The 25,355-nt window shown below is 60.2% G+C and carries 23 protein-coding genes; 17 read left to right on the top strand and 6 right to left on the bottom strand.

The window, feature by feature from the left end:
* The first annotated feature begins 49 nt into the window (after positions 1 to 49).
* Entirely contained in the window at positions 50 to 1,237 is a 1,188-nt protein-coding gene (locus GGD46_RS19340; RefSeq protein WP_184706853.1) for a galactarate dehydratase, read from the top strand.
* Positions 1,238 to 1,342: 105 nt separating this feature from the next.
* Here the strand turns inward: GGD46_RS19340 and GGD46_RS19335 are convergent, their stop codons facing one another.
* The 3 genes from GGD46_RS19335 to GGD46_RS19325 form a co-directional block, all read right to left on the bottom strand.
* A complete protein-coding gene (locus GGD46_RS19335) occupies positions 1,343 to 2,653 on the bottom strand; it encodes an MFS transporter (RefSeq protein ID WP_184706851.1) in 1,311 nt (436 codons plus the stop codon).
* Between the two features lie 158 nt (positions 2,654 to 2,811).
* Entirely contained in the window at positions 2,812 to 3,018 is a 207-nt protein-coding gene (locus GGD46_RS19330; protein ID WP_184706849.1) for a KTSC domain-containing protein, read from the bottom strand.
* Between the two features lie 118 nt (positions 3,019 to 3,136).
* Complete coding sequence (locus GGD46_RS19325; RefSeq protein ID WP_184706847.1) at positions 3,137 to 3,568, bottom strand: VOC family protein; 432 nt, start codon at positions 3,566 to 3,568, stop codon at positions 3,137 to 3,139.
* 69 nt (positions 3,569 to 3,637) lie between these two features.
* Here GGD46_RS19325 and GGD46_RS19320 point away from each other — a divergent pair, with 69 nt between their 5' ends.
* From GGD46_RS19320 to GGD46_RS19255, 14 genes are all read left to right on the top strand, one after another.
* Entirely contained in the window at positions 3,638 to 4,219 is a 582-nt protein-coding gene (locus GGD46_RS19320; RefSeq protein ID WP_184706845.1) for a TetR/AcrR family transcriptional regulator, read from the top strand.
* Positions 4,220 to 4,418: 199 nt separating this feature from the next.
* Complete coding sequence (locus GGD46_RS19315; RefSeq protein ID WP_184706843.1) at positions 4,419 to 5,405, top strand: BMP family protein; 987 nt, start codon at positions 4,419 to 4,421, stop codon at positions 5,403 to 5,405.
* 15 nt (positions 5,406 to 5,420) lie between these two features.
* Positions 5,421 to 6,845, top strand: a complete 1,425-nt coding sequence (locus tag GGD46_RS19310; protein ID WP_184706841.1) for an amidase — start codon at positions 5,421 to 5,423, stop codon at positions 6,843 to 6,845.
* Positions 6,842 to 8,368 carry an ABC transporter ATP-binding protein gene (locus tag GGD46_RS19305; protein WP_184706840.1) on the top strand — a complete coding sequence of 509 codons (1,527 nt, stop codon included), beginning with the start codon at positions 6,842 to 6,844 and terminating at the stop codon, positions 8,366 to 8,368. The genes GGD46_RS19310 and GGD46_RS19305 overlap by 4 nt, the downstream gene beginning before the upstream one ends.
* Positions 8,358 to 9,407, top strand: a complete 1,050-nt coding sequence (locus GGD46_RS19300; RefSeq protein ID WP_184706838.1) for an ABC transporter permease — start codon at positions 8,358 to 8,360, stop codon at positions 9,405 to 9,407. The genes GGD46_RS19305 and GGD46_RS19300 overlap by 11 nt, the downstream gene beginning before the upstream one ends.
* On the top strand, positions 9,404 to 10,345 hold the full coding sequence (locus tag GGD46_RS19295; RefSeq protein ID WP_184706836.1) for an ABC transporter permease: 942 nt from the start codon (positions 9,404 to 9,406) through the stop codon (positions 10,343 to 10,345). Before GGD46_RS19300 ends, GGD46_RS19295 begins: the two co-directional genes overlap by 4 nt.
* Positions 10,346 to 10,360: 15 nt before the next feature.
* Positions 10,361 to 11,653 (top strand): amidohydrolase family protein, encoded by a 1,293-nt coding sequence (locus tag GGD46_RS19290; RefSeq protein WP_184706834.1) that lies wholly within the window; start codon positions 10,361 to 10,363, stop codon positions 11,651 to 11,653.
* Positions 11,654 to 11,914: 261 nt separating this feature from the next.
* On the top strand, positions 11,915 to 12,799 hold the full coding sequence (locus tag GGD46_RS19285; RefSeq protein WP_184706832.1) for a dihydrodipicolinate synthase family protein: 885 nt from the start codon (positions 11,915 to 11,917) through the stop codon (positions 12,797 to 12,799).
* 21 nt (positions 12,800 to 12,820) lie between these two features.
* Positions 12,821 to 13,480 carry a GntR family transcriptional regulator gene (locus GGD46_RS19280; protein ID WP_184706830.1) on the top strand — a complete coding sequence of 220 codons (660 nt, stop codon included), beginning with the start codon at positions 12,821 to 12,823 and terminating at the stop codon, positions 13,478 to 13,480.
* A gap of 60 nt (positions 13,481 to 13,540) precedes the next feature.
* The gene (locus GGD46_RS19275; protein WP_184706828.1) at positions 13,541 to 14,872 is read left to right on the top strand and encodes an ABC transporter substrate-binding protein; all 1,332 of its coding nucleotides are present in this window, start codon (positions 13,541 to 13,543) and stop codon (positions 14,870 to 14,872) included.
* Positions 14,872 to 15,804, top strand: a complete 933-nt coding sequence (locus GGD46_RS19270) for a carbohydrate ABC transporter permease (RefSeq protein ID WP_184706826.1) — start codon at positions 14,872 to 14,874, stop codon at positions 15,802 to 15,804. The genes GGD46_RS19275 and GGD46_RS19270 overlap by 1 nt, the downstream gene beginning before the upstream one ends.
* Before the next feature lies 1 nt (position 15,805).
* Positions 15,806 to 16,621 carry a carbohydrate ABC transporter permease gene (locus tag GGD46_RS19265; protein WP_184706824.1) on the top strand — a complete coding sequence of 272 codons (816 nt, stop codon included), beginning with the start codon at positions 15,806 to 15,808 and terminating at the stop codon, positions 16,619 to 16,621.
* Between the two features lie 52 nt (positions 16,622 to 16,673).
* Complete coding sequence (locus GGD46_RS19260) at positions 16,674 to 17,636, top strand: sugar kinase (protein WP_184706822.1); 963 nt, start codon at positions 16,674 to 16,676, stop codon at positions 17,634 to 17,636.
* Between the two features lie 222 nt (positions 17,637 to 17,858).
* A complete protein-coding gene (locus tag GGD46_RS19255) occupies positions 17,859 to 19,580 on the top strand; it encodes an ABC transporter ATP-binding protein (protein ID WP_184706819.1) in 1,722 nt (573 codons plus the stop codon).
* Positions 19,581 to 19,700: 120 nt separating this feature from the next.
* On the opposite strand, the gene GGD46_RS19250 is transcribed toward GGD46_RS19255, so the two are convergent.
* Complete coding sequence (locus GGD46_RS19250; RefSeq protein WP_184706817.1) at positions 19,701 to 21,113, bottom strand: short-chain fatty acyl-CoA regulator family protein; 1,413 nt, start codon at positions 21,111 to 21,113, stop codon at positions 19,701 to 19,703.
* A 208-nt stretch (positions 21,114 to 21,321) separates the two neighbouring features.
* Between GGD46_RS19250 and aceA the strand changes: the two genes are divergently transcribed.
* Positions 21,322 to 22,611: an isocitrate lyase gene (aceA, locus tag GGD46_RS19245; RefSeq protein ID WP_184706816.1), complete on the top strand. Its 1,290-nt coding sequence runs from the start codon at positions 21,322 to 21,324 to the stop codon at positions 22,609 to 22,611.
* Positions 22,612 to 22,637: 26 nt separating this feature from the next.
* Complete coding sequence (locus GGD46_RS19240; RefSeq protein ID WP_184706814.1) at positions 22,638 to 22,883, top strand: hypothetical protein; 246 nt, start codon at positions 22,638 to 22,640, stop codon at positions 22,881 to 22,883.
* A gap of 76 nt (positions 22,884 to 22,959) precedes the next feature.
* On the opposite strand, the gene GGD46_RS19235 is transcribed toward GGD46_RS19240, so the two are convergent.
* Both GGD46_RS19235 and GGD46_RS19230 read right to left on the bottom strand, forming a co-directional pair.
* Positions 22,960 to 24,405 (bottom strand): aldehyde dehydrogenase, encoded by a 1,446-nt coding sequence (locus tag GGD46_RS19235; protein WP_184706812.1) that lies wholly within the window; start codon positions 24,403 to 24,405, stop codon positions 22,960 to 22,962.
* Between the two features lie 125 nt (positions 24,406 to 24,530).
* Positions 24,531 to 25,316, bottom strand: coding sequence for a coniferyl-alcohol dehydrogenase (locus GGD46_RS19230; protein ID WP_184706810.1), 786 nt, complete (start codon positions 25,314 to 25,316; stop codon positions 24,531 to 24,533).
* Positions 25,317 to 25,355 lie beyond the last annotated feature (39 nt).

Here is a 25,355-nt window from a genome sequence, read left to right as displayed (position 1 = left end):
GCGGCGCCTCCCATGCCGTATCCATGTCAATCTATAGAAGGAAAGTTAGATGAAGATCGACCGCATGCGGGTGTATATGACCCGCGACAAGGATCGTCCGCGCGTCATCGTGGCGTTGGACACGGATGACGGACTGACTGGCTGGGGCGAATGCTACAATCATGGCCCCGATCTGGCACTGCCGCCGATCCTCGACTATCTCTACGGCTTCATCGCCGGCCAGGATCCGAGCCGCATCGACTATCTCATCAACCTGCTGATCCAGCAGAGCCGTTTTCCGCCGGGAGCCCTTGGCCTTTCGGCGATTTCCGCGCTCGACCATTGCCTCTGGGATCTCTCAGCCAAAGCCCTCAATGTTCCGGTCTACAAGCTGCTCGGCGGCGCGGTGCGCGATCGCATCAAGGTCTATGCCGGCGTTTATACCGCGCCGGATGCTCCGGCAGCGCGCGAGGAGTTCGATCGCCTGAATGCCGAATGGGGCTTTACCGCCTTCAAACTCAGCCCCTGGCGCATCGACATGCATGCCCACCGCTGGGGCAATGTCGTCAAGGCATCGGCCGATTATTTCCGCTCGCTACGTGAGACCGTGCGCGACGACTATGAGATTGCCTTCGACGCCCATGCGAAGATCTTCGAACCGGTTGCCGCGCGCCAGCTCGGCAACGCACTCGCGCCTTACGATCCGCTTTTCTATGAGGAGCCGCTGCGCCCCGAAAATATCGAGATGTGGGGCGAACTGAAGCAGGGTCTCAATTGCGTGCTCGCAACCGGCGAATCCCTCTATAACCGCAACGAGTTCCTGCGCCTGTTGCAGGTCAAGGGCGCCGACCTCATCCAGCCCGATATCTGCGTCGTCGGTGGTATCAGCGAGATGCGGCGCATTGCGACCATCGCCGAGGCGCATTTCGTCGGCGTTGCCCCGCACAATCCGATGGGTCCGCTCGCAACCGCCGTCAACGTGCATTTCTCGGCCGCCGCACAGAACTTTAGGATACTCGAATACCGGCTGCCGAAGGGCCAAGCCTATGTCTATGGCGGCAACGAGATCGAGCAGCGGCAGGGCGAAACCCGCTATGTCGTCGATCCCTATCTGCCGAAGGATGGCTATCTCGAGCTTCGACCCGACCGGCCCGGCTGGGGTGTCGAGATGGATGAAAAGGCAATGGAAGAGGAAGGCTATATCCATTGGCAGCGGCGGGTGCCCAAACGCCCGGATGGATCCTATGCCTTCGCCTGAGCGGACGGTGCGAGCCTGAATGCAGGATCTGCATCCAAACCGATAGAGGGGCGGCCTTCAGCCGCCCCTTTTTTGACGTAAGTCATCACATGGGCTTGCCGGCTATCACTTCGCGCCTGCGGCACCTGAATTGCCAAGATCCTCTCTTCGTGGAGCCCTCGGTATCATGCGGCCGATGACGAGAACCAACAGCGCCGCAGCAAGCAGACAAGCAGCAAGGAAGAACATCGGCGCGATCGTGCTGCCGGTCGAATCCTTGATCCAGGGAACGACGTTCTGGGCGACAAAGCCGCCGAGATTGCCGACTGAATTGATGGCAGCCAGCCCCGCCGCAGCGCCTGCCCCTTGTAGGAAACGCGACGGCAGGCTCCAGAACACCGGCTGCCCGGCGAAGATCCCGGCGGCCGCGACGCACAAGAAGGCGAACTGCAGGGTATGGTCGGGAATGACGGCAGAGAGAACCAGACTGACCGCGCCGACCAATGCCGGCAAGACGATATAGGGCGTCTTGGACTGCGCCTTGTCAGCGGCTGCCGGCACTGCATAAAGGGCGATGGCGACGAGAAGCCAGGGAATGATGTTCAGGAAGCCGTTCGTTGTGTTGCTAACGCCGAAGTTCTTGACGATGGTCGGCAGCCAGTAGCTCAGACCGTATGCAGCCAGCGGAAAGCCGACATAGCAAAGCGCCATCAGCAACACGCGCGGATTGATGAGCGCGCGGAAGCCGTCGGCGGCATTCTTCTCCATGCTCGAATTTTCCGCCGCGAGCCGGTCCTTGAGCCATGTCTTTTCGGCGTCGCTGAGAAACGCCGCCTGGGCAGGCAGATCCGGCAGAAAGAAGAGCGTGATGATCCCGGCTATAACTGCGGGTATGCCGGTGACGAGGAAGACCCATTGCCATCCGGCCATGCCATAAAGGCCGTTTAGATCGAGGAGCATCCCCCCCAGCGGCGCACCGATCGCATTGGCAAAGGCACTGAAAATCATGAACAGACCGACCATCGTGCCGCGATAGGCGGACGGATACCACAGCGTCAGGAGGTATAGAACGCCTGGAAAGAAGCCTGCCTCGCAGGCACCGAGCAGGAAGCGGAGGATGTAAAACATCGTCGCATTCTGCGTGTAGGCCAGAGCGATCGTGACTATCCCCCAGGATATCAGGATACGCGCAAACCATCTGCTGGCGCCGAACCTGTCGAGCAGCAGGTTGCTCGGCACCTCAAAGATGAAATAGCCGATGAAAAACAGCGACGCGCCGAGACCATAGGCATATTCGCTCATGCCGAGATCGCCGACCATTTCCAGCTTCGCGTAGCTGACATTCTGACGATCGATATAGGCGATCAGATAAAGGATGCCCAGAAACGGCATGAGCCTCCAGGTGATCCTGGAGATGAGCTGCTTTTCATCAACCACGCCTCGTCCTCCCAGAAAAATGGTTCTGATTGATATAGATAGCGTAACTGGCCGTTTATCAATGCGCTAGTCGGCAAAGCTGACTTTGCCCATCGAGCTTGCGGGTGACACAGGCGCTACTTGTCTCCAAAGCGGGAGGGCAGCCACGACCGGGTCCCTCAGGCGACGCGTTCGAACTGGGTGCGAATATGTTCGATGTAGTGCTGGCCGGGCGAAGTTGCCTTGACCATGGCCAGCGCCGCCTTCTGCGGCACGCCGGTGAACTGGCGTTCCTCGCCATTCTTGAAACGGATGTAGAGCCGCCCGTCATCGGGACGGAAAAAGACGGACTTGATGATTTTCGACGAAACCGGAAGTTCATGCATGGGGTCACCTCACTTTCATCGGGCTTTTCGCATAGAAACCCCAAAAGATGGGTGAAGTGACCTAGTTAATGAAAGATAGAGTTGTATCAGCGGATTTTAGCGATTGCCTTTCAAGAGCTTACTGCTCTTTTGGCAGGGCATCGTCGACATAAAGCGCCGCAAATTCCGCGCTCGGCGGTATCGGCTTTATGATGTCGATCAGCACCCCGTTCGGATCGGCGGTGATGAAGTGGCGCTGACCGAAAGCTTCGTCTCGAATGGCAAGCAAAATGGGCAGGCCGGCCTGCCGCAGACGGTCATAAACGGCATCGACGTCATCTACCTCGAAGTTAAGCAATAGTCCCGCAACCCGCCCGCGGCCCTGCTCCGGAATGGTTTCATGCTGCCCGTCCAGAATGGCCAGGTTGATCGCGCCATCCTGCCCATGCTGCAGATGCACATACCAGTCGCTGGCGAAATTCTCCTGAAAACCGAAATGCATCTTGTAGAAGGCCGCAGTCTCCTCAACGCGCTCCGTCATGATCACAGGGTAATAGCTTGTCACCTTCATGCTTCACTTCTCCTCAAAAAAGACATACAGTCTGCCTGTATTTTCGCAAATAACATACAGGCTGCATGCATGCAAGATTATCGCTCCAATCGGGAAAGAACCGAAAAGACCAAGGCCGCGCTCATCGCCGCAGCGCGCGCGCTGTTCGTTGAAAAGGGCTATGCCGAAACGTCGACGCCGGAGATCGTGGCGGCGGCCGGCATCACGCGCGGCGCGCTCTACCATCATTTCGAGGACAAGCGCGCGCTCTTTCGCGCCGTCGTCAACGAGGAGGCGCTTGCCGTCACAGCCGCGATCGAAGCGGCGACGCCTGATCGTCTTTCAGCTCTTGATGCACTGATCGCCGGCAGCAATGCCTATCTCGATGCGATGCGGGTGAGCGGCCGTACACGGCTTTTGCTGATCGAAGGACCGACAGTGCTCGGCTATCTCGACATGAAGCAATTGGACGAGGAAACCACGGCACTGACCCTGCAGCACGGGCTGGAAGCAGCGCTCAATCTGGGTCACGCCTCCAACACCCCAGCCGACGCACTTGCCGACATCCTTTCTGCAGCCTTTGATCGGGCAGCCCTTGCGGTCGATGCAGGCGGCGATACGGATCGATATCGCGCAGCGATAGCGCATCTGATCCAGCATATTGCGGGCTGAGGGACATACGCACCTGATGGCTGAAGATCGCAATTCGCCAGCCACGAAATTACCGACCGCCCAGACTGTTTCTCTCCAATGGAGACATGTAGGCCTTCATCATTTCGCATATTATTTGAGCATAGCTGTTGCTTGACACTTTTTTAGACGCCTCCTATGATTTTTTTACCAAATGATCAAAAAGCAGGGGAACTAAAAAATGACCAAGCAGATCATATTGACACGCCGTGCCGTCATCGCATCCGGCATTGCCCTCGGCGTCGGTGCGCTTGCACCGGCTGCTCGAGCGGCAGCGCCACTCAAGGTCGCAGGCATTCACGCCTCGCCGGTCGAAAATGCCTGGAATTCCTGTCTTCACAAAGCCCTTCAGGACGCTGCCAAGGAAGGCGTCATCGAATACGTCTTCTCTGAGGGAGTCTCGGGCACGGACTATCCGCGCGCCATGCGCGAATATGCCGAACAGGGCAACAAGCTGATTATCGGAGAGGCCTATGCAGTTGAAAAGGAAGCCCGCCAAGTCGCAGGTGACTATCCGGACACCGCCTTCGTGCTCGGCTCAAGCGGCGAGGCTGCCGGCAGCAATTTCGGCGTATTCGGCACATGGAATTATGACGGCGCTTATCTTGCGGGCATGCTCGCCGGCAAGATGACGAAGTCGAATGTCGTCGGCTCCGTCGGCGCCGTTCCGATCCCCGAAGTCAACATGCTGATCAACGCCTTCGCCGCCGGCGTCAAGGCGGTCAATCCGAACTGCAAGCACCTCGTCTCCTTCATCGGCACCTTCTTCGATCCGCCCAAGGCGCGTGAGGCCGGTCTCGCACAGATCGACGCAGGCGCCGATGTTCTCTTCGGCGAACGCATCGGCACGGCCGATGCCGCCAAGGAGCGGCATATCAAGTCCGTGGGATCGCTGATCGACTACACGCCGCGCTACCCCGACACCGTCTTTGCCAATGCGATGTGGTATTTCCGTCCCATTCTCAATGCCGCCATCGCCGACGTTGCCGCCGGCAAGCCGGTCGGCCGCAACTACACGGCCTATGGATTGATGAAGGAGGGCGGCAGCGACATCGTCTACGTGAAGGGCACCGCATCGGCAGAAGCGGAAGCGGCCATGGAAAAGGTCCGTGCCGACATCAAAGCTGGCACCTTCGAGGTGCCGAAGGTGCCGGATCAGCCGAAGTAACCCTCCGGTTCGATCATGAGCAGCCTGTCATTCGCCGATGCCACCGAGCTGGCCGGCGCGATCAAGGCCGGCAAGCTCGCCTGCGTGGATGCCACGCAGGCAGCTCTTGCCGCCTGCGTCAAGCAAGACGAGCTTGGCGCCATCACCTATCTCAATCCGGAGGCAGGGCTTGCGGCAGCGCGCGCCCTGGATCAGGAGGCGTCAGCGCATCCAGAGCGCTTCGCTGAGCGCGCCTTTGCCGGCGTGCCGACGGTTGCCAAAGATCTCGGCGGCCCCTTTCCGGGGCTGCCAGTGATGGCTGGCTCACGGCTGTTCATCCGTAGCGGCAATGGCGCAGACAGCGATCTGGCCGAGCGCTTTCGCGATGCCGGCCTCTGCGTCTTTGGCTTGAGCACCAGCCCGGAGTTCGGCTTCTCCCTCGCCTCCGAGCCGGCAATCGGGCCGATCTGCCGGAACCCTTTGGATCCGATGAGAACTGCCGGCGGCTCGTCGGGTGGAGCCGCGGCCGCAGTTGCCGCCGGCATCGTGGCAATCGCCCATGCAACGGATGCGGGCGGCTCGATCCGCGTGCCGGCCGCCTGTTGCGGCCTTATCGGGCTGAAGCCGACGCGCGGCGCCGTGCCCGCCGGCCCGTCCTTCGGCAATCATCTTGGTGGCATAGCCAGCGAACTCGCCGTGACCCGCTCCGTGCGCGATACCGCGCGGATCTTCGATGTCATACGCGGTCGGACACGAGGACCTTTCGCTGATATCACGCAATTTTCCGCCAAGACCGGCAAGCTTCGCATTGGGCTTCTGGCCGACACCGGACAGCACTATGCGATCGAGCAAGACAGAGCCGAAGCGGTGGAGGCGGCGGCCCGCTTGCTGGAAGGACAGGGATACGAATTGATATCCCTTCGTTGGGAGGACGTAGAACGCGCCGTTGAGGCCAGCGCCCGCGCCTTTGGCGATATCATTTCCGTCAATATTGCCAGCCTGATTGACGATCTCGACCTGGACATGCGCGCCGCCGAGACGATGACGCAGGCCTTCATCACGCGCGGACGCGCCATGCCGGCAACAGCCCTTTGGAGCTCGCTCAATGGCGCCGTAAGGGCCAGCCGCAGCCTGTGGGAGATCTTCGACACGGTGGACGTCATCGTCATGCCGATGCTCGCCTCGGCGCCACCGCTGATCGGATCCTTCCCCACGGATCATTCGGACACCGAGCTGCACCTTGAGCGCATGACCACCTTTGCGCCGCTTGCCTCGCTTGCCAATATATCCGGCTTTCCAGCGATCACGCTTCCCTTCGGCGAAGATACCGAAGGATTGCCGCTGCCGGTCCAGCTGATGGCACCCATGGGTGAGGATAACCTCTTGCTGCAGCTTGCATCTGTGCTCGAGGCCGAGCAACGTTGGCAGCACCGCTTCCCGATTGCAGGATTTCCGAAATGAGCATTCCTGTCCTGACCATCGAAGGTGTCAGCAAGCGCTTCGGCAGCACAATTGCCAATGACAATATCTCGCTGTCATTGGCAAAGGGCGAGATCGTTGCCCTGCTCGGAGAAAACGGTGCGGGCAAGACGACATTGATGAGCATCCTCTTCGGGCACTATGTGCCCGACACCGGGCGCATCCTCATCGACAACGTGGAACTGCCGCAGGGCAAACCGCGCGCCGCAATCAAAGCCGGCGTCGGCATGGTGCATCAGCATTTCTCGCTCGCGCCGAACCTGACCGTCCTCGAAAACATCATGACGGGTACGGAGGTACTCTGGTCGCTCAGGTCCCAAACGGCGGCAGCCCGCAAAAAGCTCCTGGCGATCTCCGAGCGCTTCGGCCTGAAAGTCGATCCCGACGCGCGCCTTGGCGATCTCTCCGTCGGCGAGCAGCAGCGCGTGGAGATCCTGAAAGCGCTATACAACGATGCACGCATCCTGATCCTCGACGAACCGACCGCGGTTCTCACTCAGATCGAGGCGGAGAAACTCTTCTCGACGCTGAAACAAATGGCGGCACAGGGCCTGTCCTTGATCTTCATCTCTCACAAGCTCGATGAGGTCATGGCGACGGCCGACCGTATTGTCGTGCTGCGCGGCGGCAAGGTTGCAGCCGAAAGGCAGGCGTCTCAGACCAGCAAAGCAGAGCTTGCCGAACTGATGGTCGGACATCGCGTCACACGCCCGACCAGGGAAAAAAGCGTACCTGGCGGCATCGCACTCGAAGCTCGCGACATCACGTTCAAAAGCGACGGCGTCGAGCGCCTGAGGAAGATCAGCTTTCATGTCCGTGCGGGCGAGATTCTCGGCATCATCGGGGTGTCCGGAAACGGCCAGGCGAGCCTGGGCCAGATTCTGTCCGGCACCGTAAATCGTTCCTCAGGCGAGCTTCTCCTATTCGATAAGCCCGTCGGCGATCTCGACGTCGCCGCGATCATCGATGCCGGTATCGGACGCATTCCGGAGGACCGAAACCGCGACGGCGCCATCGGCGAAATGGCAATCTGGGAAAATGCCGTGCTCGAGCGCCTGTCCTCCTATTCGAAACACGGACTGGTCGACAAAGGCGCAGGCATGGCCTTCGCGCAGGAGATCATCGAGGCATTCGACGTGCGCGGCGGCAATGCTGTAACCCGCACCCGCCTATTGTCGGGCGGAAACATGCAGAAGCTGATCCTCGGACGCAATCTCCATGAACGCCCGCGCATCCTCATCGCCGCCCAACCAGCGCGCGGACTGGATGAGGGCGCTGTCGCCGCCGTTCACGGGCGCATTCTGGAAGCTCGCCGGCAAGGCACTGCCGTCCTGCTGATCTCGGAGGATCTGGACGAGGTCATTGCGCTGGCCGATCGCATCCAGGCAATCGTCGGCGGGCGTCTTTCCCCGCCCATCGATGCCGATGAGGCCGATGCACGGCTGCTGGGGCTGATGATGGCAGGCGAATGGAAAGAAAAGAGCAGGGCCGACCATGCGATTTGAACGGCGAGAACACCGCCCACTCTACATGATGATCCTCGCGCCCTTGCTTGCCATCATCGCAGCCCTCGCGCTCGCCGGCATCCTGATTGCCATTGCCGGCGCGCCGGTCTTCGAAGCCTATCGGCGGATCTTGCTTGGCGCCTTCGGCTCGCGGCTCTCGGCAACAGAGACACTCACACGCGCAACACCGCTGATCCTGACGGGGCTTGCCGCCGCCGTCGCGTTTCGCGCCCGCCTGTGGAACATCGGCGCCGAGGGGCAATTCTATTTCGGCGCCATTGCCGTTGCAGCATTCGGGTCGAAAATGCTCGCCGGTGTGCCCGGCCCTTTCCTCATTCCGCTCCTGATGGTGATCGGCGCCATCGCCGGAATGATCCTGATCCTCCTGCCACTATGGCTGCGGCTGCGCTTTTCCGTCGACGAGGTTGTGACGAGCCTCATCCTGAATTTCATCGCCGTTCTCTTCGTCTCCATGCTGATCGACGGCGTGCTGAAGGATCCGACGGCATTCGGCTGGCCGCAATCCCAGGCTCTTGTCGATCAGGCCATGCTACCGAAGCTGATCGCCCGTTCACGCCTTCATATCGGCTTTGCAATTGCGATCGTCATCGCGGCGATCGTCTATTTCGTCCAGTCGCGCACCGTCTTCGGCGTGCAATCGCGGGCAGCCGGCCTCAACCCGTCGGGCGCTGTCTTTGCCGGCGTTCGCCTCGGCTCGACCCTCGTCAAGGTCGCATGTCTTTCGGGCGGGCTGGCCGGCCTTGCCGGTGCGATCGAAGTCATGGGCGTCAAAGGTTATGTGACCACCGATCTCTCGCCCGGCTTCGGCTATGCCGGCATCGTCGTTGCGATGCTCGCAAACCTCAACCCGCTTGGTGTCGTGCTTGCGGCGATCTTCACCGCAACCATGTTCGTCGGCGCAGATGGCATGAGCCGCAGCCTCGGCATCCCCACCTATATCGCCGACGTCACGGTCGCCCTCTCGCTACTGACCATGCTGATTGCATTGTTCTTCACGCAGTACAGGATCCGCCGATGAGCACGCTGGTCGACATCATTGCCTCTGCCGGACTGTGGGCTGCCGTGCTCAGGATCGCCACACCGCTGATCTTCGGCACGCTCGGCGCGCTGCTTTGCGAACGAGCCGGCGTCCTCAATCTCGGCATCGAGGGCATCATGACGTTCGGCGCGATGATCGGCTGGCTCTCGGTCTATCACGGCGCCGACCTGTGGACCGGCCTTCTGATCGCAGCGATCGCCGGCGGCATTTTCGGCCTGCTCCATTCAGCCCTGACCGTGACGCTCGGCCTGTCGCAGCATGTTTCTGGCCTTGGCGTGACGCTCTTCGCATCCAGTTTCAGCTATTACATCTTCCGGCTGGTCGTGCCGGTTGCCGGAACGCCGCCGACCATCACGCCCTTCCAGCCGATCTCGATCCCCGGCCTCTCGACCCTGCCCTTCATCGGCCCGGCTCTCTTCACCCAGACGGCACCGACCTATCTCGCGATCCTGGTGGCGCTCGTCATGGCCTACCTCATTTTCCGCACGCCGGTCGGGCTTGCGATCCGCATGGCGGGTGAAAACCCGCATGCCGCCGAGGCCCAAGGCCTCAACCCGATGAAAATCCGGTACGGCAGCATCATCGCGGGGAGTGCCTTGATGGGCATGGGCGGTGCCTTCCTGACCTTGTCAGCCTTCAACAGCTTCTTTCCGACGATGGTGCAGGGCCGCGGCTGGATCTGCATCGCACTGGTGGTCTTTTCGTCCTGGCGGCCGGGCCGAGCGCTGTTCGGCGCCTTGCTTTTTGCCTTCTTCGACGCATTCCAATTGCGCCTCCAAACCGCAGTCCAGGGCATCCCCTATCAGATCTTTCTGATGACGCCCTACATTCTGTCCATCGTCGCCCTTGCCGTCATGAGCCGGCGAGCCCGCGTGCCGCAGGCGCTGATGCAACCCTATCGCCGTGGCGAGAGATAATCCGAGGAGCCTTTCATGTTCGATCTGATCATTCGCAATGCCAATCTGCCCGATGGCCGCAAGGGCATCGATATCGCAGTCAAGGATGGCAAGATCGCAGCAATCGAAGCCTCGATCACCACCGAGACGAAGGACAAGATCGATGCGACGAACAGGCTGGTGAGCCCGCCCTTTGTCGACCCGCATTTTCACATGGACGCGACGCTATCGCTCGGTCTGCCGCGTATGAACGTTTCCGGCACGCTCCTCGAAGGTATCGCGCTTTGGGGAGAGTTGCGCCCCATCGTGACCAAGGAGGAGCTTGTCGATCGGGCGCTACGCTATTGCGATCTCGCCGTCACGCAAGGGCTGCTGTTCATTCGCAGCCATGTCGATACCTCCGATCCCAAACTGGTGACGGCTGAGGCGCTCCTGGAAGTGAAGGACAGGGTCAAGCCCTATATAGACCTGCAGCTTGTCGCCTTCCCCCAGGATGGTTACTACCGCGCCAAAGATGGCGTCGCCTCGCTTGGGAGGGCGCTCGACATGGGCGTCGACATCGTCGGCGGCATTCCCCACTTCGAGCGCACGATGGGTGAGGGCAAAGCCTCGGTCGAAGCGCTTTGCAGGGTCGCCGCCGATCGCGGTCTTCCCGTCGACATGCATTGCGACGAAACAGACGACCCGATGTCGCGCCATATCGAAACTCTGGCAGCGGAGACGATCCGCTTCGGACTGCAGGGCCGCGTTGCCGGCTCGCACCTGACCTCGATGCATTCGATGGACAATTATTACGTCTCCAAGCTCATCCCGCTGATGGCGGAAGCCAAGATCAACGTCATCCCCAACCCGCTCATCAACATCATGCTGCAAGGCCGGCATGACACCTACCCCAAGCGGCGCGGCATGACGCGCGTGCGCGAACTGATGGATGCGGGCCTCAACGTTTCCTTCGGCCATGACTGCGTGATGGATCCCTGGTATTCGATGGGCTCCGGCGACATGCTCGAAGTCGGGCATATGGCCATCCACGTCGCGCAGATGGCTGGCATCGAGGATAAAAAGAAGATCTTTGACGCCCTCACCGTCAACTCCGCCAGGACGATGGGCCTTGAGGGATACGGGCTGGAAAAGGGCTGCAATGCCGATCTCGTGGTGCTGCAGGCCGTCGATACGCTGGAGGCGCTTCGCCTGAAGCCCAATCGCCTCGCCGTCATCAAGCGCGGCAAGATCATTGCCCGCTCAGCCCCACGCATCGGCGAGCTTTTCCTTCACGGCAGGCCACAGAAGATCGATGGCGGGCTCGACTACGTGCCCGTCAGGAGCTAGCGAACCGTCTCGTGAGCCACAACTAAGCAGTCCACGGCTCAGGCCTCGCTCTCACCGCATAGCGGTGTCTCGCAACACTCTTGTTGCGGGACATCACGCGACTGCGTTGTGCGATAACCACTCAAGTCAACCAACTTTGACCGCCTCTTTCCATCAATCCATCGCGCATATAAATCACATATGCGCGACTAATATAAACTTCACTTTACAACTAACATGTCAGCATGATACGCACTGATCTCACAAGATCGGGAGGATCGAATGAGAGAGAATTTTGGCCTGTCGGCGGCCTTGGCAACCCCTTTTGACGCTGAGGGCGAGATCATAGTTGCTGGCGTGATCGCACAAGCCAAGCATTGCCTTGCCAATGGCTGCAGGAGCGTCACACTGTTCGGCACGACGGGCGAAGGCGCCTCGATCGGAATGCAGGAACGCCAGCAGGTTCTCGCGGCAATGCTAGAGGCCGGCATCGCTCCCAGGCAGATCGTCATGGGCGTTCTGGTCGACGCCGCCGAGGACGCCGCAGCGCAGGCAGCCCAGGCGCTCGCACAGGGTGTTCGCGGCATCCTTCTTGCTCCGCCGTCCTATTTCAAGAACGTCAGCGACGATGGACTTTTCAAATGGTTCGCCGCCGTTTTCACCATGCTGGGCGCCCATGCCCGCGACGTGATCGTCTACAACATTCCGTCGGTGACGATGGTACCACTTTCCGTTTCTCTCGTCGGGCAGCTCCGCGCGGCATTTCCGGAGGTCGTGGTCGGCGTCAAGGACTCCTCAGGCGACTGGCCTTATACAGAGACGCTCTTGAAGACGCATGGCGACCTCATCATTCTGATCGGTGACGAACGCCATCTGGCGCGCGGCGTCCGCCTCGGCGGGCAAGGTGCGATTTCGGGCATGGCGAACCTGCTTCCCCGCGAAGTGCAGGCCATGGCCGAGCAAGGCGTTGATGACGCCAACGTCGAACGTTTCGTTGGAGAATTGCTGAACTATCCGGTCATCCCGTCCATCAAGGCGATCCTTGCTCGCCTTGCAAATGACGCGAGCTGGCTTGCGGTACGCCCGCCACTCGTGCCAATGAACGCTCAGGATTCTGACAAGCTCTTTGCTGCCTTCGACGCATTGTTTCGCGCCAAGGCGGCTTAACCGAACAACCCGGAGCTGCCGATGGACGGACCAGGCGAACAGCCGACGTTGAGGGAAAAAGCCTATGAGAGCTTCACGCGCCACCTTCTGGCGCGCGACGTTCGCCCAGGCCAGTTCATCTCACAGCGACGGCTCGTCGAGCTGACGGGGCTGACGCTCGGAGCAATCCGTGAGCTCATTCCGCGCCTGGAAGCCGAAGGACTGATCAAGACGGTGCCGCAGCGCGGGTTGCAGATCGCCCATATCGATCTGGATCTGATCCGCGAAGCGTTTCAGCTTCGTCTCTTCCTGGAAAAGGAAGCGGTGGCATTGTTCACCTATTCGGCGTCGGACGACACGATTGCCAAGCTCTTGAAGGATCATCGCGATATTGCCGATGCCATCCGCTCTGGCGATAACTCTCCGGAACTCGAGCTGCATGCGCAGTCGGTGGACTGGGGCATGCATGACGCCTTCATCGACGCGCTTGGCAACACGATCATCTCGAATGCCTATCGCGTCAATTCCATCAAGATGCGGCTGATCAGCCAGGACAGATTCCGCATCAATGGCCATGTCGGGCCGGTGATGGAGGAACATTTGAAAGTGCTTGAGGCGATAGAGCGGCGCTCGGCCGACGAAGCCGTCACAGCACTCGTCTCGCATATCGGCGGTGCCCGGGACCGCGCATTGAAGATTTGAATGGGTTTGAATAACAAGGCCGCGAATGAGGAGATTCTCGGCCAAAGGAGGAGGAACAGAATGTCATCGTCATTTTTCAATCCGACACGTCGCAGCTTCATGGCCGGCACCGCCGCGCTTGGCGCAGCAAGCCTTCTGGGTGTTCGCACCGCATCGGCCGCCGTAGACTGGAAGCGCTTTTCCGGCACGACGCTTGAGGTCAACCTGATCAAGAGCCCGCGCAGCGAGACGATCCTCAAATACTTAAGCGAATTCGAGGCACTGACCGGCATCAAGGTCAATGCCGAGGCAACGCCCGAGCAGCAGCAGCGGCAGAAGACGACGATCGAGCTTTCCTCCGGCAAGCCAAGCTTCGATGTCGTGCATCTGAGCTATCACGTCCAGAAGCGCCAGTTCGAAAAAGGCGGCTGGCTCGCCGATATCAGCGGCTTCATGAAAGATCCGTCGCTCACCGATGCGTCGCTGACGGAAAGCGACTTTGCCGAGGCGGGCCTGAAATTCGCGAAGGATTCCGCGGGCGTCATGCGCTCGCTCCCCTTCTCGGTCGACTACTGGATCGTCTACTGGAACAAGACCCTGTTCGAAAAGAAGGGTCTCACCTACCCTGCAACCTTCGAGGACATGGTCAAGGCCGCCGAGGCTCTGACGGACAAAGCGACCAACACTTACGGCTTTGTCGCGCGCGGCCTGAAGAACGCCAACGCGCCGGTCTGGACGACATTCATGCTCGGCCATGGCACGACGCCACTCTCGGCCGACGGCAAACTGCAGACGGAATCGCAAGGCGCCGTCGACGCCGCCAAGCTCTATCAGCGCCTGATGACGAAATCGGCACCTCCCGGCGTTTCCGGTTTCAACTGGGCCGAAGCACAATCCGCCTTCTTGCAAGGCAAGATCGGCATGTGGCTTGACGGCGTCGGCTTCGCACCGCCGATCGAAAACCCGGAAAAGTCCCGCGTCGTCGGCCAGGTCGGCTATGGCATCATGCCGAAAGGACCGAATGCGCAGGCAGCCGCCACCACCGGCGACGGAATCGGCGTCACCGCCGCCAGCCAAAAGAAGGAAGCAGCCTATCTCTTCTGCCAATGGGCGATTTCGCACGACATGGGCGCGCAGCTGTTGCAGGCCGGCGCCGGCGTTCCCTTCCGTCAGTCCATCCTGGAAGATCAGAAGGTGCGCGAAGGCGTGAAAATGCCGGGCGCATGGCTGGATGCTGTGGCGGGTTCCGCCAAGGTCTCGCAACTCGCCCTGCCCGTCATCATTCCGGTCACCGAGTTCCGTGACATCTACGGCGTCGCGCTCACCAATATGATCGGTGGCGCCGATCCTGCAAGCGAACTGAAGACGGCGACGGCGCAGTTCGAGCCGGTATTGGCGCGAAGCGAGGGATAATGGCCTCCGTGAGCATCGAAGAGACCAGAACGAAAGCTGAGAAGAGGAGCAAGCCGCAAAGGCTTGCTCCCAACTACTGGCCCTTCGTCGTTCCGGCACTGATCGTGATCGCCGCAGTCATTGTCTTCCCCTGGGTCTTCACCCTTTGGATGAGCGTGAACAAGTGGACGCTCGGTCAATCGCAAAGCTTTATCGGCTGGAATAACTATGTCCGGTTGGCGACGGACGCGCGGTTCTGGGAGTCACTATGGCATACGGTTCTCTACACCGTGCTGTCCGTGGTCGGCCCCTTGGTGTTCGGGACGCTTGCAGCGCTGATCTTCGATTCAAATTTCCCGCTGCGTGGCTTCCTGCGCGGCGTCTTCGTCATGCCGATGATGGCAACGCCGGTCGCCGTGGCGCTCGTATGGACGATGATGTTCCATCCTCAGCTCGGCGTACTGAACTACCTGCTATCGCTGGTCGGCATCGGACCGCAGGAGTGGATCTATAATCAATCCAGCGTCATCCCGTCGCTCGTTCTGGTCGAGGTATGGCAATGGACGCCGCTTGTCATGCTGATCGTGCTCGGCGGCCTCGCCTCGGTGCCGCGTGAGCCCTATGAAAGCGCTGAAATCGACGGCGCCAATGCCTGGCAGAAGTTTCGCTATCTAACGCTGCCGATGATCTCGCCCTTCCTGATAATCGCCATCATCATTCGCGGCATCGATGCGATCAAGAGCTTCGACATCATCTATGCGATGACCCAAGGCGGCCCCGGAACAGCGTCCGAGACGATCAATATCTACCTCTACAATACCGCGTTTTCCTATTACGACATCGGCTATGGCTCGGCCATGGCGGTGGTGTTCTTCATTCTCATCGTCGCGCTTTCCTTTATCCTCCTGATGATGCGGCAGCGGACGAAATGGACTGACGCGGAGGGGCATTGAGATGAAGCGTTCGACACTCAACCGCATCGGCCTGCTGTTCGTGGCGCTGGTGATTGTTTCACCCGTCGTGCTGTTCTTCCTCTGGATGATCTCGCTTTCGCTGAAATACGAGATCGACAACGGCGCTTATCCACCGATCCTCATTCCTGATCGCATTGCCTGGACGAACTACGTCAACGTCTTCCAGGAAAACAATTTCTTCCTCTATTTCTGGAACTCCATTCTGGTGACAGGGGCAGCAACCCTGCTTGCGCTCGTCATCGGCGTACCGGCCGGTTACGGTATTGCGCGGCTTAAGGCTGAGAAGTCCGCCATCGTCATCATGATCGCCCGCATGACGCCGGGCCTGTCCTTCCTCATTCCGCTGTTTCTGCTGTTCCAATGGCTCAATCTCTTGGGAACGCTCTGGCCGCAGATCATCATCCATCTCGTCGTGACAGTCCCGATCGTCGTCTGGATCATGATCGGCTATTTCGAGACCACACCGATGGAACTGGAGGAGGCTGCAAGCATCGATGGCGCAACACCGTGGCAGGTCTTTCGCCTCGTCGCCCTGCCGATCGCGCGACCTGGCATCGTCGTTGCCTTCATTCTCTCGGTCATCTTCTCCTGGAACAACTTCGTCTTCGGCATCGTGCTTGCCAGCCGCGAGACCCGCACGCTACCGGTGGCAGTCTACAATATGCTCTCTTTCGAGCAGGTCAGCTGGGGGCCGCTTGCGGCTGCCGCCCTGATCGTGACGTTGCCGGTTCTCGTGCTGACGATGTTCGCGCAACGGCAGATCATTGCCGGCCTGACCGCCGGTGCTGTCAAATGATGCAGCCTTCGTTCCAGAGAAACCCATTGATGAAGACAAACGGAAAGCGGCTTTGAACCCTCCTTCCATTTTCGATCCGCCAGCAGATGCCCCAAAGCATGTCCTTTGCGTCGGCGCTGCCGTCCTTGATACGCTGTTTCGAGTTCGCACGCTGCCCTCCGGCGAGGGCAAGGTCTTGCCGTATGAGATGCTGCAGATCGCCGAAGGCATGGCTTCGAGCGCGGCCTATGCCGTTGCTCGGCTCGAAGGACGAGCGAGCCTCTGGGGTGCTGTCGGCAGCGATGAAACCGGCGAGCGGATCATCCGTGATCTGACCGCTGCCGGCGTCGCCACCGAAGGCATGCTGCGTGTCGAAGGCGCCCGGTCTGCCGTATCGACAATCCTCGTCGACGATCACGGCGAAAGACTGATCGTCCCCTTCTACGATCCGAAACTGCATCACGACGTCAAAGACTTCACGCATGACGATGTCGCCGGTTTCGACGCGGTACTCGTCGACGTGCGCTGGCCATCCCTGGCGCTTGAAGTACTGCGGACAGCACGCGGCCTGGGCAAGCCGGCCGTTCTCGATGGCGATGTGGCACCGGACGGCATCATCGAACGCCTGGCACCGGAAGCGACCCATATCGTTTTTTCCGAACCTGCCGCCCGACGCCTTACCGGCGTTGCGGACTTCGCGGAAATGGCCCGCCTCCTGAAGAAAAAATTCAGCCATGCCTTCATCTGCGTAACAGCCGGGGCCGCCGGAAGTTTCTGGTTCGATGACCAAGGCGATCTCATCAGACACAGTCCGACGATTGGCATCAGGGCCTTGGACACATTGGCAGCCGGCGATATCTTTCACGGGGCCTTTGCGCTTGCAATCGCTGAAGGGATGACGCCGGCGGATGCAATCCAGCTCTCATCGGTTGCCGCGGCCATGAAATGCGAGGTTTTTGGCGGGCGGTCGGGCGCTCCGACGCGGGCCGAGGTCATCGCGCGGATGAACGCGGCTCAACTGCCAGGCACGCCTTAGGCGCAGACAGTCAGTTCTTGGTCCAAGGGCGGGTCATCCATCGGTTAAGGGGATGACAGCGATGCACGCGTGGATTATATCAGTCTCCGCGACTCAAGCAGGAGGATCGCCCAGATGAGAAATTTCGGTTCCAACTGACGCTGACTGGCAGCACCGAATTCGGGCTGTCCCTCGGTCCGCTCTCGCCCATTCCCATCCTCTTGATGCCCATGGAGGGCATATATGCTTCGTCGTTTCTTCTCCTATTATGCACGCTATAGGAAGCTGTTTTTCCTCGATTTCGGCTGCGCTGTGCTCGCAGGCCTGCTGGAACTCGGCTTTCCCCTGGCAATCAAGCTCTTCATCGATCAACTGTTGCCGAGCCGTGACTGGAGCCTGATCTTCGGAACGGCTGCGCTGCTGCTTGTCGTCTACGCGCTCAACACTGGCCTCTCTGCCATCGTCAACTATTGGGGCCACGCACTCGGCATCTCGATCGAGTCCGACATGCGTCGCCAGGCCTTCGACCATATCCAGAAACTGTCCTTCCGCTATTTCGACAACAACCGGACCGGACATCTGATCACGCATGTCACCAAGGATCTCGAGGAAGTCGGCGAGATTGCCCATCACGGCCCCGAGGATCTGTTCATTGCGATCATGACCTTCATCGGCGCCTTCCTGCTGATGTTCAGTGTCCATTGGAAGCTCGCGCTGCTGACCACCACCATTGTGCCCTTCATGACCTGGTTGGTCAGCCGCTACGGCTCGAAGATGACGCTCAATTCACGCAGCCTGTTCGGCAAGGTCGGCAATTTCAACACCCGCATGCAGGAGACCGTCGGCGGCATTCGCGTGGTCAAGGCTTTTGCCAACGAGAAATACGAGAGCCAGCTGTTTGCCAGCGACAATGACGACTACAAGGCGACCAAGCTCGACGGCTACGCCTATATGACGGCAGGCATCGCTCTCAGCTACTTCAGCACGCGTCTGGTACAGCTCATCGTCATGATGGCAGGAACTTGGTTCGTCATATCGGGAGAGCTGAGCTATGGCGGTTTCGTCAGCTTCCTGCTGCTCATCAATGTATTCTTCCGGCCGATCGACAAGATTACGTCAGTGATTGAAACCTACCCCAAGGGCATTGCGGGCTTCAAACGCTTCCTCTCGCTGATCGACACGGAGCCGGATCTTGCCGACCGGCCGAACGCCATCGCGGTCGATCACCTGAAAGGCGATATTGCCTACAAACACGTCAGCTTCGGCTATTCCGATCAAAGCGCGATCTTCAATGATCTCACTTTGACCATCGCTCCCGGCGAGACAGTCGCTTTCGTCGGCGCATCTGGCACCGGCAAGACGACGATCTGCTCGCTGTTGCCGCGCTTCTATGACGTCACATCGGGCAGCATTACCATCGATGGCATCGATATCAGGGACTTGACGCAGACGTCGCTGCGCAATCAGATCGGCATCGTGCAACAGGATGTCTTTTTGTTTGGATCGACCATCCGCGAGAATATCGCCTATGGAAAGCTCGGCGCGACCGACGAGGATATCATGAAGGCGCTGCAGCGCGCTTCACTTGCCGACTTTGTCCGTTCGCTGCCCGGCGGGCTCGACACGCCGACCGGCGAGCGCGGCGTCAAGCTTTCGGGCGGTCAGAAACAGCGACTTGCGATCGCTCGCATCTTCCTCAAAGACCCACCGATCCTTATTCTCGATGAGGCCACCTCCGCGCTCGATACAGCCACCGAGTACGCAATTCAGCAGGCCTTGCTGGAACTGGCGAAAGGACGCACCACCCTTGTCGTCGCGCATCGGCTTTCGACGATCCGCAACGCCGATCGCATCATCGTCATGGGTGATCGGGGCATTGTCGAGCAGGGCTCGCATGACGAGCTGATCGCACGCCATGGCGCTTACGCCCGGCTGCACAATGCCCAGTTCGGGCTTTACGCCTGACGGGCTGGTATCAACCGATCATGGCAAGCCGAGCCTTCGCATCTCGGCTTGCCACTCTTACATGTCACCCAACTGCGCGGGCAAGATCGCCGCACACTTTTGCCCGATGGGCTTTCGCCCTCACTGGAAATCAAACACGCTAAGGCCTGTCGCCATCTCGTCTAGACCAAGCGGTCGCGTAACCGGCGGCTCTGCCCTTGCAAGGCAGCCCTGGCGTTCGCACAAGCGACAGGCAGGACCGATCGCAACCGGCATCGAGCTCAGTGCCTTGCCGTAAACCACCTCATCGCGGTGCGCGATGTCGCAGCCCACGAGAAGCGCGGTGCGGCGAATCCTTTCGCCAAAATCCGCCCGAGGGCCTTCGATGGTCCGCGATATCGTCAGAAAGCCCAGACCGTCAGGCATTTCCGTGGCTTCGGTCAGTATTTGTCCCGGCTGAGCAAAGGCGGTGTGAACGTTGAGCTTGGGACAGCCCCCACCGAAACGGGCCTGGGGGAAGCCCTGTGCCCCAGCCTTTCGAAGGCGATGACCGGCGCTATCGACTTCCATCAAAAAGAAAGCGATGCCTGCGGCACCTGGACGCTGTAACGTCGTCAACCGTGTGGCCGCCTGCTCGTAGGACACGCCGAAACGCGCGCCGAGCCCCTCAATGTCGTAATGCAAGCGCTGCGCCGCCGAAAGATACGCGGCATAGGGCATCAACAGTGCATGCGATGCGTAGCGCGCTAATTCGAAGCGGGCGATCCGCCTGGCTTCCGGCGTTGAGAGACCAAGGGCGTCGACCTCGACGGCAAGTTCGTCACGCATGACAAGTAGCGAAACCTCGGTTGCGATCTCGCGAAGCTGGTCGAAGGGCGACAACCGCTCCGAAAGGAACAAGCGCATGGAGTGCCGGTCGTAGCGCCGCCGCAAACCGGGCATGGCGTGCACCGGCAGCAGACGCACGGCAATGCCATGTTCGCTTTTCAGCCAGGCTTTCAGAGCGCCGGCGATATCGTCGCCGGGCACAAGGCGGGCGTGAAAGGCCTCGGCGGCATCCTCGATCCCGGCAAAGAAATTCGCCCTGCCATGCAGTCGATCATGCACCTCATCCAGCGGCAGGCGTGGACCGGCAACCTCAGCGATCCTGCCCTCGCGGGACAGGAGTTCGGCAAGATCCGACAATCTCGCTGCCTGTTCCCGATAGGCCCGATAGAGCCGGATCATACCATTGGCGGCATTGGGCGCCGCTTCAGCAAGTTCGATCAGCTCCTGATCGCCCGGGATCTCACCGACCAGCAGCGGATCGGCGAAGATTTCGCGCAACTGCCCGGCATTGCCACTTTGCTCGCCCTGCAATTCGTCGAGGTCCACCTTGTACACGGCCGCCAGCTTCAACAGCAGTTGCACGGTCAACGGTCGCTGATTGCGCTCAATGAGATTGAGATAAGACGGTGATATGTCCAGCGCCTGCGCCATCGTCGTCTGCATTAGGCCAAGACCAGTACGGATGCGTCGAACCCGAGGTCCGGCAAAGATCTTGCGCTCGGCCATTTGTCATTCCTTTTACAGCGGTACGCCGGAGGTGTGATTTACACTATTTACAAATTTACACATCCACTTTGTCAACGATAACACATCATAACCCCTTTATCCATTGGGGATTATCGGTTTTCCTGGCCATTCACACGAGTATTTTGTAAATATCGTCATGCATTCAACATCGACATCACGATCAGAAGAACAGCATTGGGAGACTGGCATGACAGATTTTTACAAACTGGTTCCAAGCGCACCGACAGGCCGTTTCGATGGCGTCGAACGGCCCTATACCGCCGAGGATGTGAAGCGGCTGCGCGGATCTGTCGCCATTCGCCACTCCCTGGCCGAGATGGGTGCAAACCGCCTGTGGCAGCTCATCCACGAAGAAGATTTCGTCAACGCACTCGGAGCGCTTTCCGGCAATCAGGCCATGCAGATGGTTCGCGCCGGATTGAAGGCGATCTACCTGTCGGGATGGCAAGTTGCTGCGGACGCCAACACCGCATCGGCCATGTATCCCGACCAGTCCCTCTACCCGGCCAATGCCGGTCCGGAACTGGCGAAGCGCATCAACCGGACACTGCAGCGCGCAGACCAGATCGAGACCGCAGAAGGAAAAGGTCTGTCGGTCGACACCTGGTTCGCTCCGATCGTTGCCGACGCCGAAGCCGGCTTCGGCGGCCCTCTTAATGCCTTCGAGATCATGAAGGCCTATATCGAGGCAGGCGCTGCAGGCGTCCATTTCGAGGATCAGCTGGCATCGGAGAAGAAGTGCGGCCATCTTGGCGGCAAGGTTCTGATCCCGACCGCCGCCCACATCCGCAATCTCAACGCAGCTCGTCTGGCGGCCGACGTCATGGGCGTACCGACATTGGTCGTTGCGCGGACCGACGCGGAAGCCGCCAAGCTCCTGACCTCCGACATCGACGAACGCGACCAGCCTTTCGTCGATTACGATGCGGGACGTACGATCGAGGGCTTTTATCAGGTCAAGAATGGCATCGAGCCCTGCATCGCCCGCGCCGTCGCCTACGCACCGAATTGCGATCTCATCTGGTGCGAGACGTCGAAGCCGGATCTCGAGCAGGCGCGGAAGTTCGCGGAAGGCGTGCATCGGGTACATCCGGGCAAGCTGCTTGCCTACAATTGCTCGCCGTCGTTCAATTGGAAGAAGAACCTGGACGATGCGACGATCGCCAAGTTCCAGCGCGAGCTGGGGGCGATGGGCTACAAGTTCCAGTTCATAACGCTTGCCGGCTTCCATCAGCTGAACTTCGGCATGTTCGAGCTTGCCCGCGGCTACAAGGCCCGCCAAATGGCTGCCTATTCCGAGCTGCAGCAGGCGGAATTCGCAGCGGAGGTCAATGGTTACACCGCCACCAAGCACCAGCGCGAAGTCGGAACCGGCTATTTCGACGCGGTGTCGCTGGCAATCACCGGCGGCCAGTCATCGACTACGGCCATGCACGGCTCGACCGAGCATGCCCAGTTCAAACCGGCAGCAGAGTGAAATCGAGATCAAAGGAGGAGAAAGACATGCCGTCGATAGCACGCGTTCGCGAGAGAGCCGAGGAGCAATCTCTCACCATGAATTCCGATCAGCAGGCCGTTATCCGCATGCTGGCCAATGAACTGCACCGCCTCAACCAGGCGGTCATGAATGCGGTCGAGGCGGGCGTCTCCGTCGAACTCGTCCGCTCGTCCCGCCACCATGGCGGGGACGGCAACTGGGGCGACCTGTTGATCCCGGTCGTCGTCGCCAATGCGGCTCGTCCTGCCTGACGGGCGCAGCTCAGGAGCATGCGGTGAATTCGCATTGCGGCGGCCAACACGCTTTGGCCGCCGCAATGCCGTTTGATCAGAAGGGATAATGCTGCGCCGGATCTTCGATGGTAATCCATCTGAGATCGGTGAATTCAGCAATTGCCGCCTTCCCACCGAAGCGGCCATAGCCGCTGCCCTTGACGCCGCCGAACGGCATTTGCGCCTCGTCGTTCAGGGTCGGGCCGTTGATGTGGCAGATGCCGGACTGGATACGCGCCGCCACGGCCAGGGCGCGCTGCACGTCGCGACTGAAGATGGCCGACGAGAGACCATATTCGGTATCGTTGGCGACACGTACGGCTTCGTCTTCATCGGCGACGCGGATGATCGGCTTCACCGGACCGAAGGATTCTTCAGCATAGACCCGCATATCCGGTGTCACGAAATCGAGCAGCGTCGCCTCGACGACGGTGCCGGTGCGCTTGCCGCCCGCAACCAGTTTGGCTCCCTTTGCCTGCGCATCGGCAATCAGCTCTTCCATCTTCTTGGCTGCATCGAGGCTGATCAGCGAGCCGAGGACCACATGACCGCGCGGATCGCCGGCCGGAAGTGCTGCGGCGCGCGCGGCGAGCTTGGCAACGAAGGCATCGGCAACAGCCTGATGCACAATAATGCGCTCCGTCGACATGCAGATCTGGCCCTGATGCATGAAGGCACCGAAAATGGCGGCATTGACGGCCCCATCGATATCCGCGTCGTCAAGCACAACGAGCGGCGCCTTGCCGCCAAGTTCCAGCAGTGCAGGCTTCAGATGCTTGCCGCTGAGCTCCGCGATGATCTTGCCGACCTTGGTGGAGCCGGTGAAGTTGACGCGACGTACTGCGGGGTGTGCGATCAGCGCTTCGACGATCCGAGGCGCATCTTCGGGTGCGTTGGTGATGACGTTGATAACCCCGGCAGGAAGGCCGGCCTCCGTCAATGCGGTCGCGATCAGCCGCTGCGTGCCGGGGCACTGCTCGGAGGCTTTCAGGATGACGGTGTTGCCGCAGGCGATCGGCATGGCGATCGCGCGTGTGGCGAGAATGACAGGTGCATTCCAGGGTGCGATGGCAAGGCAGACACCGGCCGCCTGACGCACACCCATGGCAAGCGTGCCGGGTTTGTCTGACGGAATGATCTCGCCGCCGATCTGGGTGGTCATCGCCGCGGCCTCGCGCAGGATATTGGCCGCCAGCATGACGTTGAAGCCGGCCCAGGGTGCCGTCGCGCCTGTCTCTTCCATCATCAGGCGCGTGAATTCACCGACCTTCGCATCCATGATATCGGCCGCCTTCGCCAAGATCGTGCGACGTTGCCCTGGACCGGTGCTCGACCATGCGGAAAAGGCGTTGGAAGCCGCCTCGATCGCGGCGGCAACATCTTCAAGACCAGCGGCCGGTGCGCGGCTTGCGAGCTTCTCGGTAAAGGGGTCGAGGCGGTCATAAGTGCGCCCGCTGGCCGCCGGCCTGTCGACGCCGTTGATGAGAAGGGAAATATTCATCTGTTGTCTCCTGATGAGGATGTTTTCCAATGCAGTCGCGCAAAAGTGCGTAGCGGTTTTGCGCGACATGCGTGAACTCAAAGACCTAAAGCGCGAGGAGCGAACCCGAAGGTTCGCGATGCGCTTTAGAAGCCGAGGACATCGGCATTGATGGAGGCTTCGAGCCCGCCATCGACCGGAAGATTGGCGCCGCTTACCCAGCGCGCGCCATCCGAGCAGAGGAACAGGATCGCAGGCGCGATGTCAGCTGACGTTCCGGCCCGCCCGACGCGCGTGATGTCGCTATCGACGCGCTCGTCACCGAGCACCGCGCGGAATTGCTTGAGGATCGGCGTCTCCACCGGGCCGGGGCTAATGGCGTTGACGCGAATGCCGCGATCCCTGAACAGCGGCTGATGGGCCGCCTGCATGGTCCAGAGCAGTAGCAATTCCTTGGACAGCGGATAACCCTCTTCGTTCTTCAAGCCGTGCTCCGCAGCGACGGCAGCGACGTCGGGAAAGCCCTCGATCGCCGTCAGCGTCTTTGCCCGCTCCAGATTGGCCCGCCAACCATAGCCTGCGATCGAGGCGACGTTGACGATCGCGCCCCCCTCCCGCAAATGAGGGGCGACCACCTGCGAAAGCGCCCGCAGGCCATAGAAATTGACCGCAAGCGTTGCCGCGATACCAGTACTGCCGGAAAGGCCGGCGACGTTGGCCAATGCGTCGACCCTGCGAGGCAATTGCCTGACGATATCGGCCACGCCCGCAGCGTTCGAAATGTCGCCTTTGATGAAGGACGCGATGCCCTGCGATGGTTCGCGCACGTCGATCCCGATAACATCAGCGCCCAACTGGCCCGCAAGTTCAGCGGTGCGTGCGCCTATACCCGAAGCGACCCCGGTGACGACGATGGTCTTGCCGAAAAGCATGATTTCACCTTCCTCATGAAACGCGACGATTGGCTGTGT

The organism is Martinezella lusitana (genome assembly GCF_014207095.1).
In the GTDB taxonomy this organism is placed as follows: Bacteria; Pseudomonadota; Alphaproteobacteria; order Rhizobiales; family Rhizobiaceae; genus Rhizobium; species Rhizobium lusitanum_B.
The sequence above is the reverse complement of the archived record's forward strand: the minus strand, read 5'-3'. Positions and strand labels throughout refer to the sequence as shown.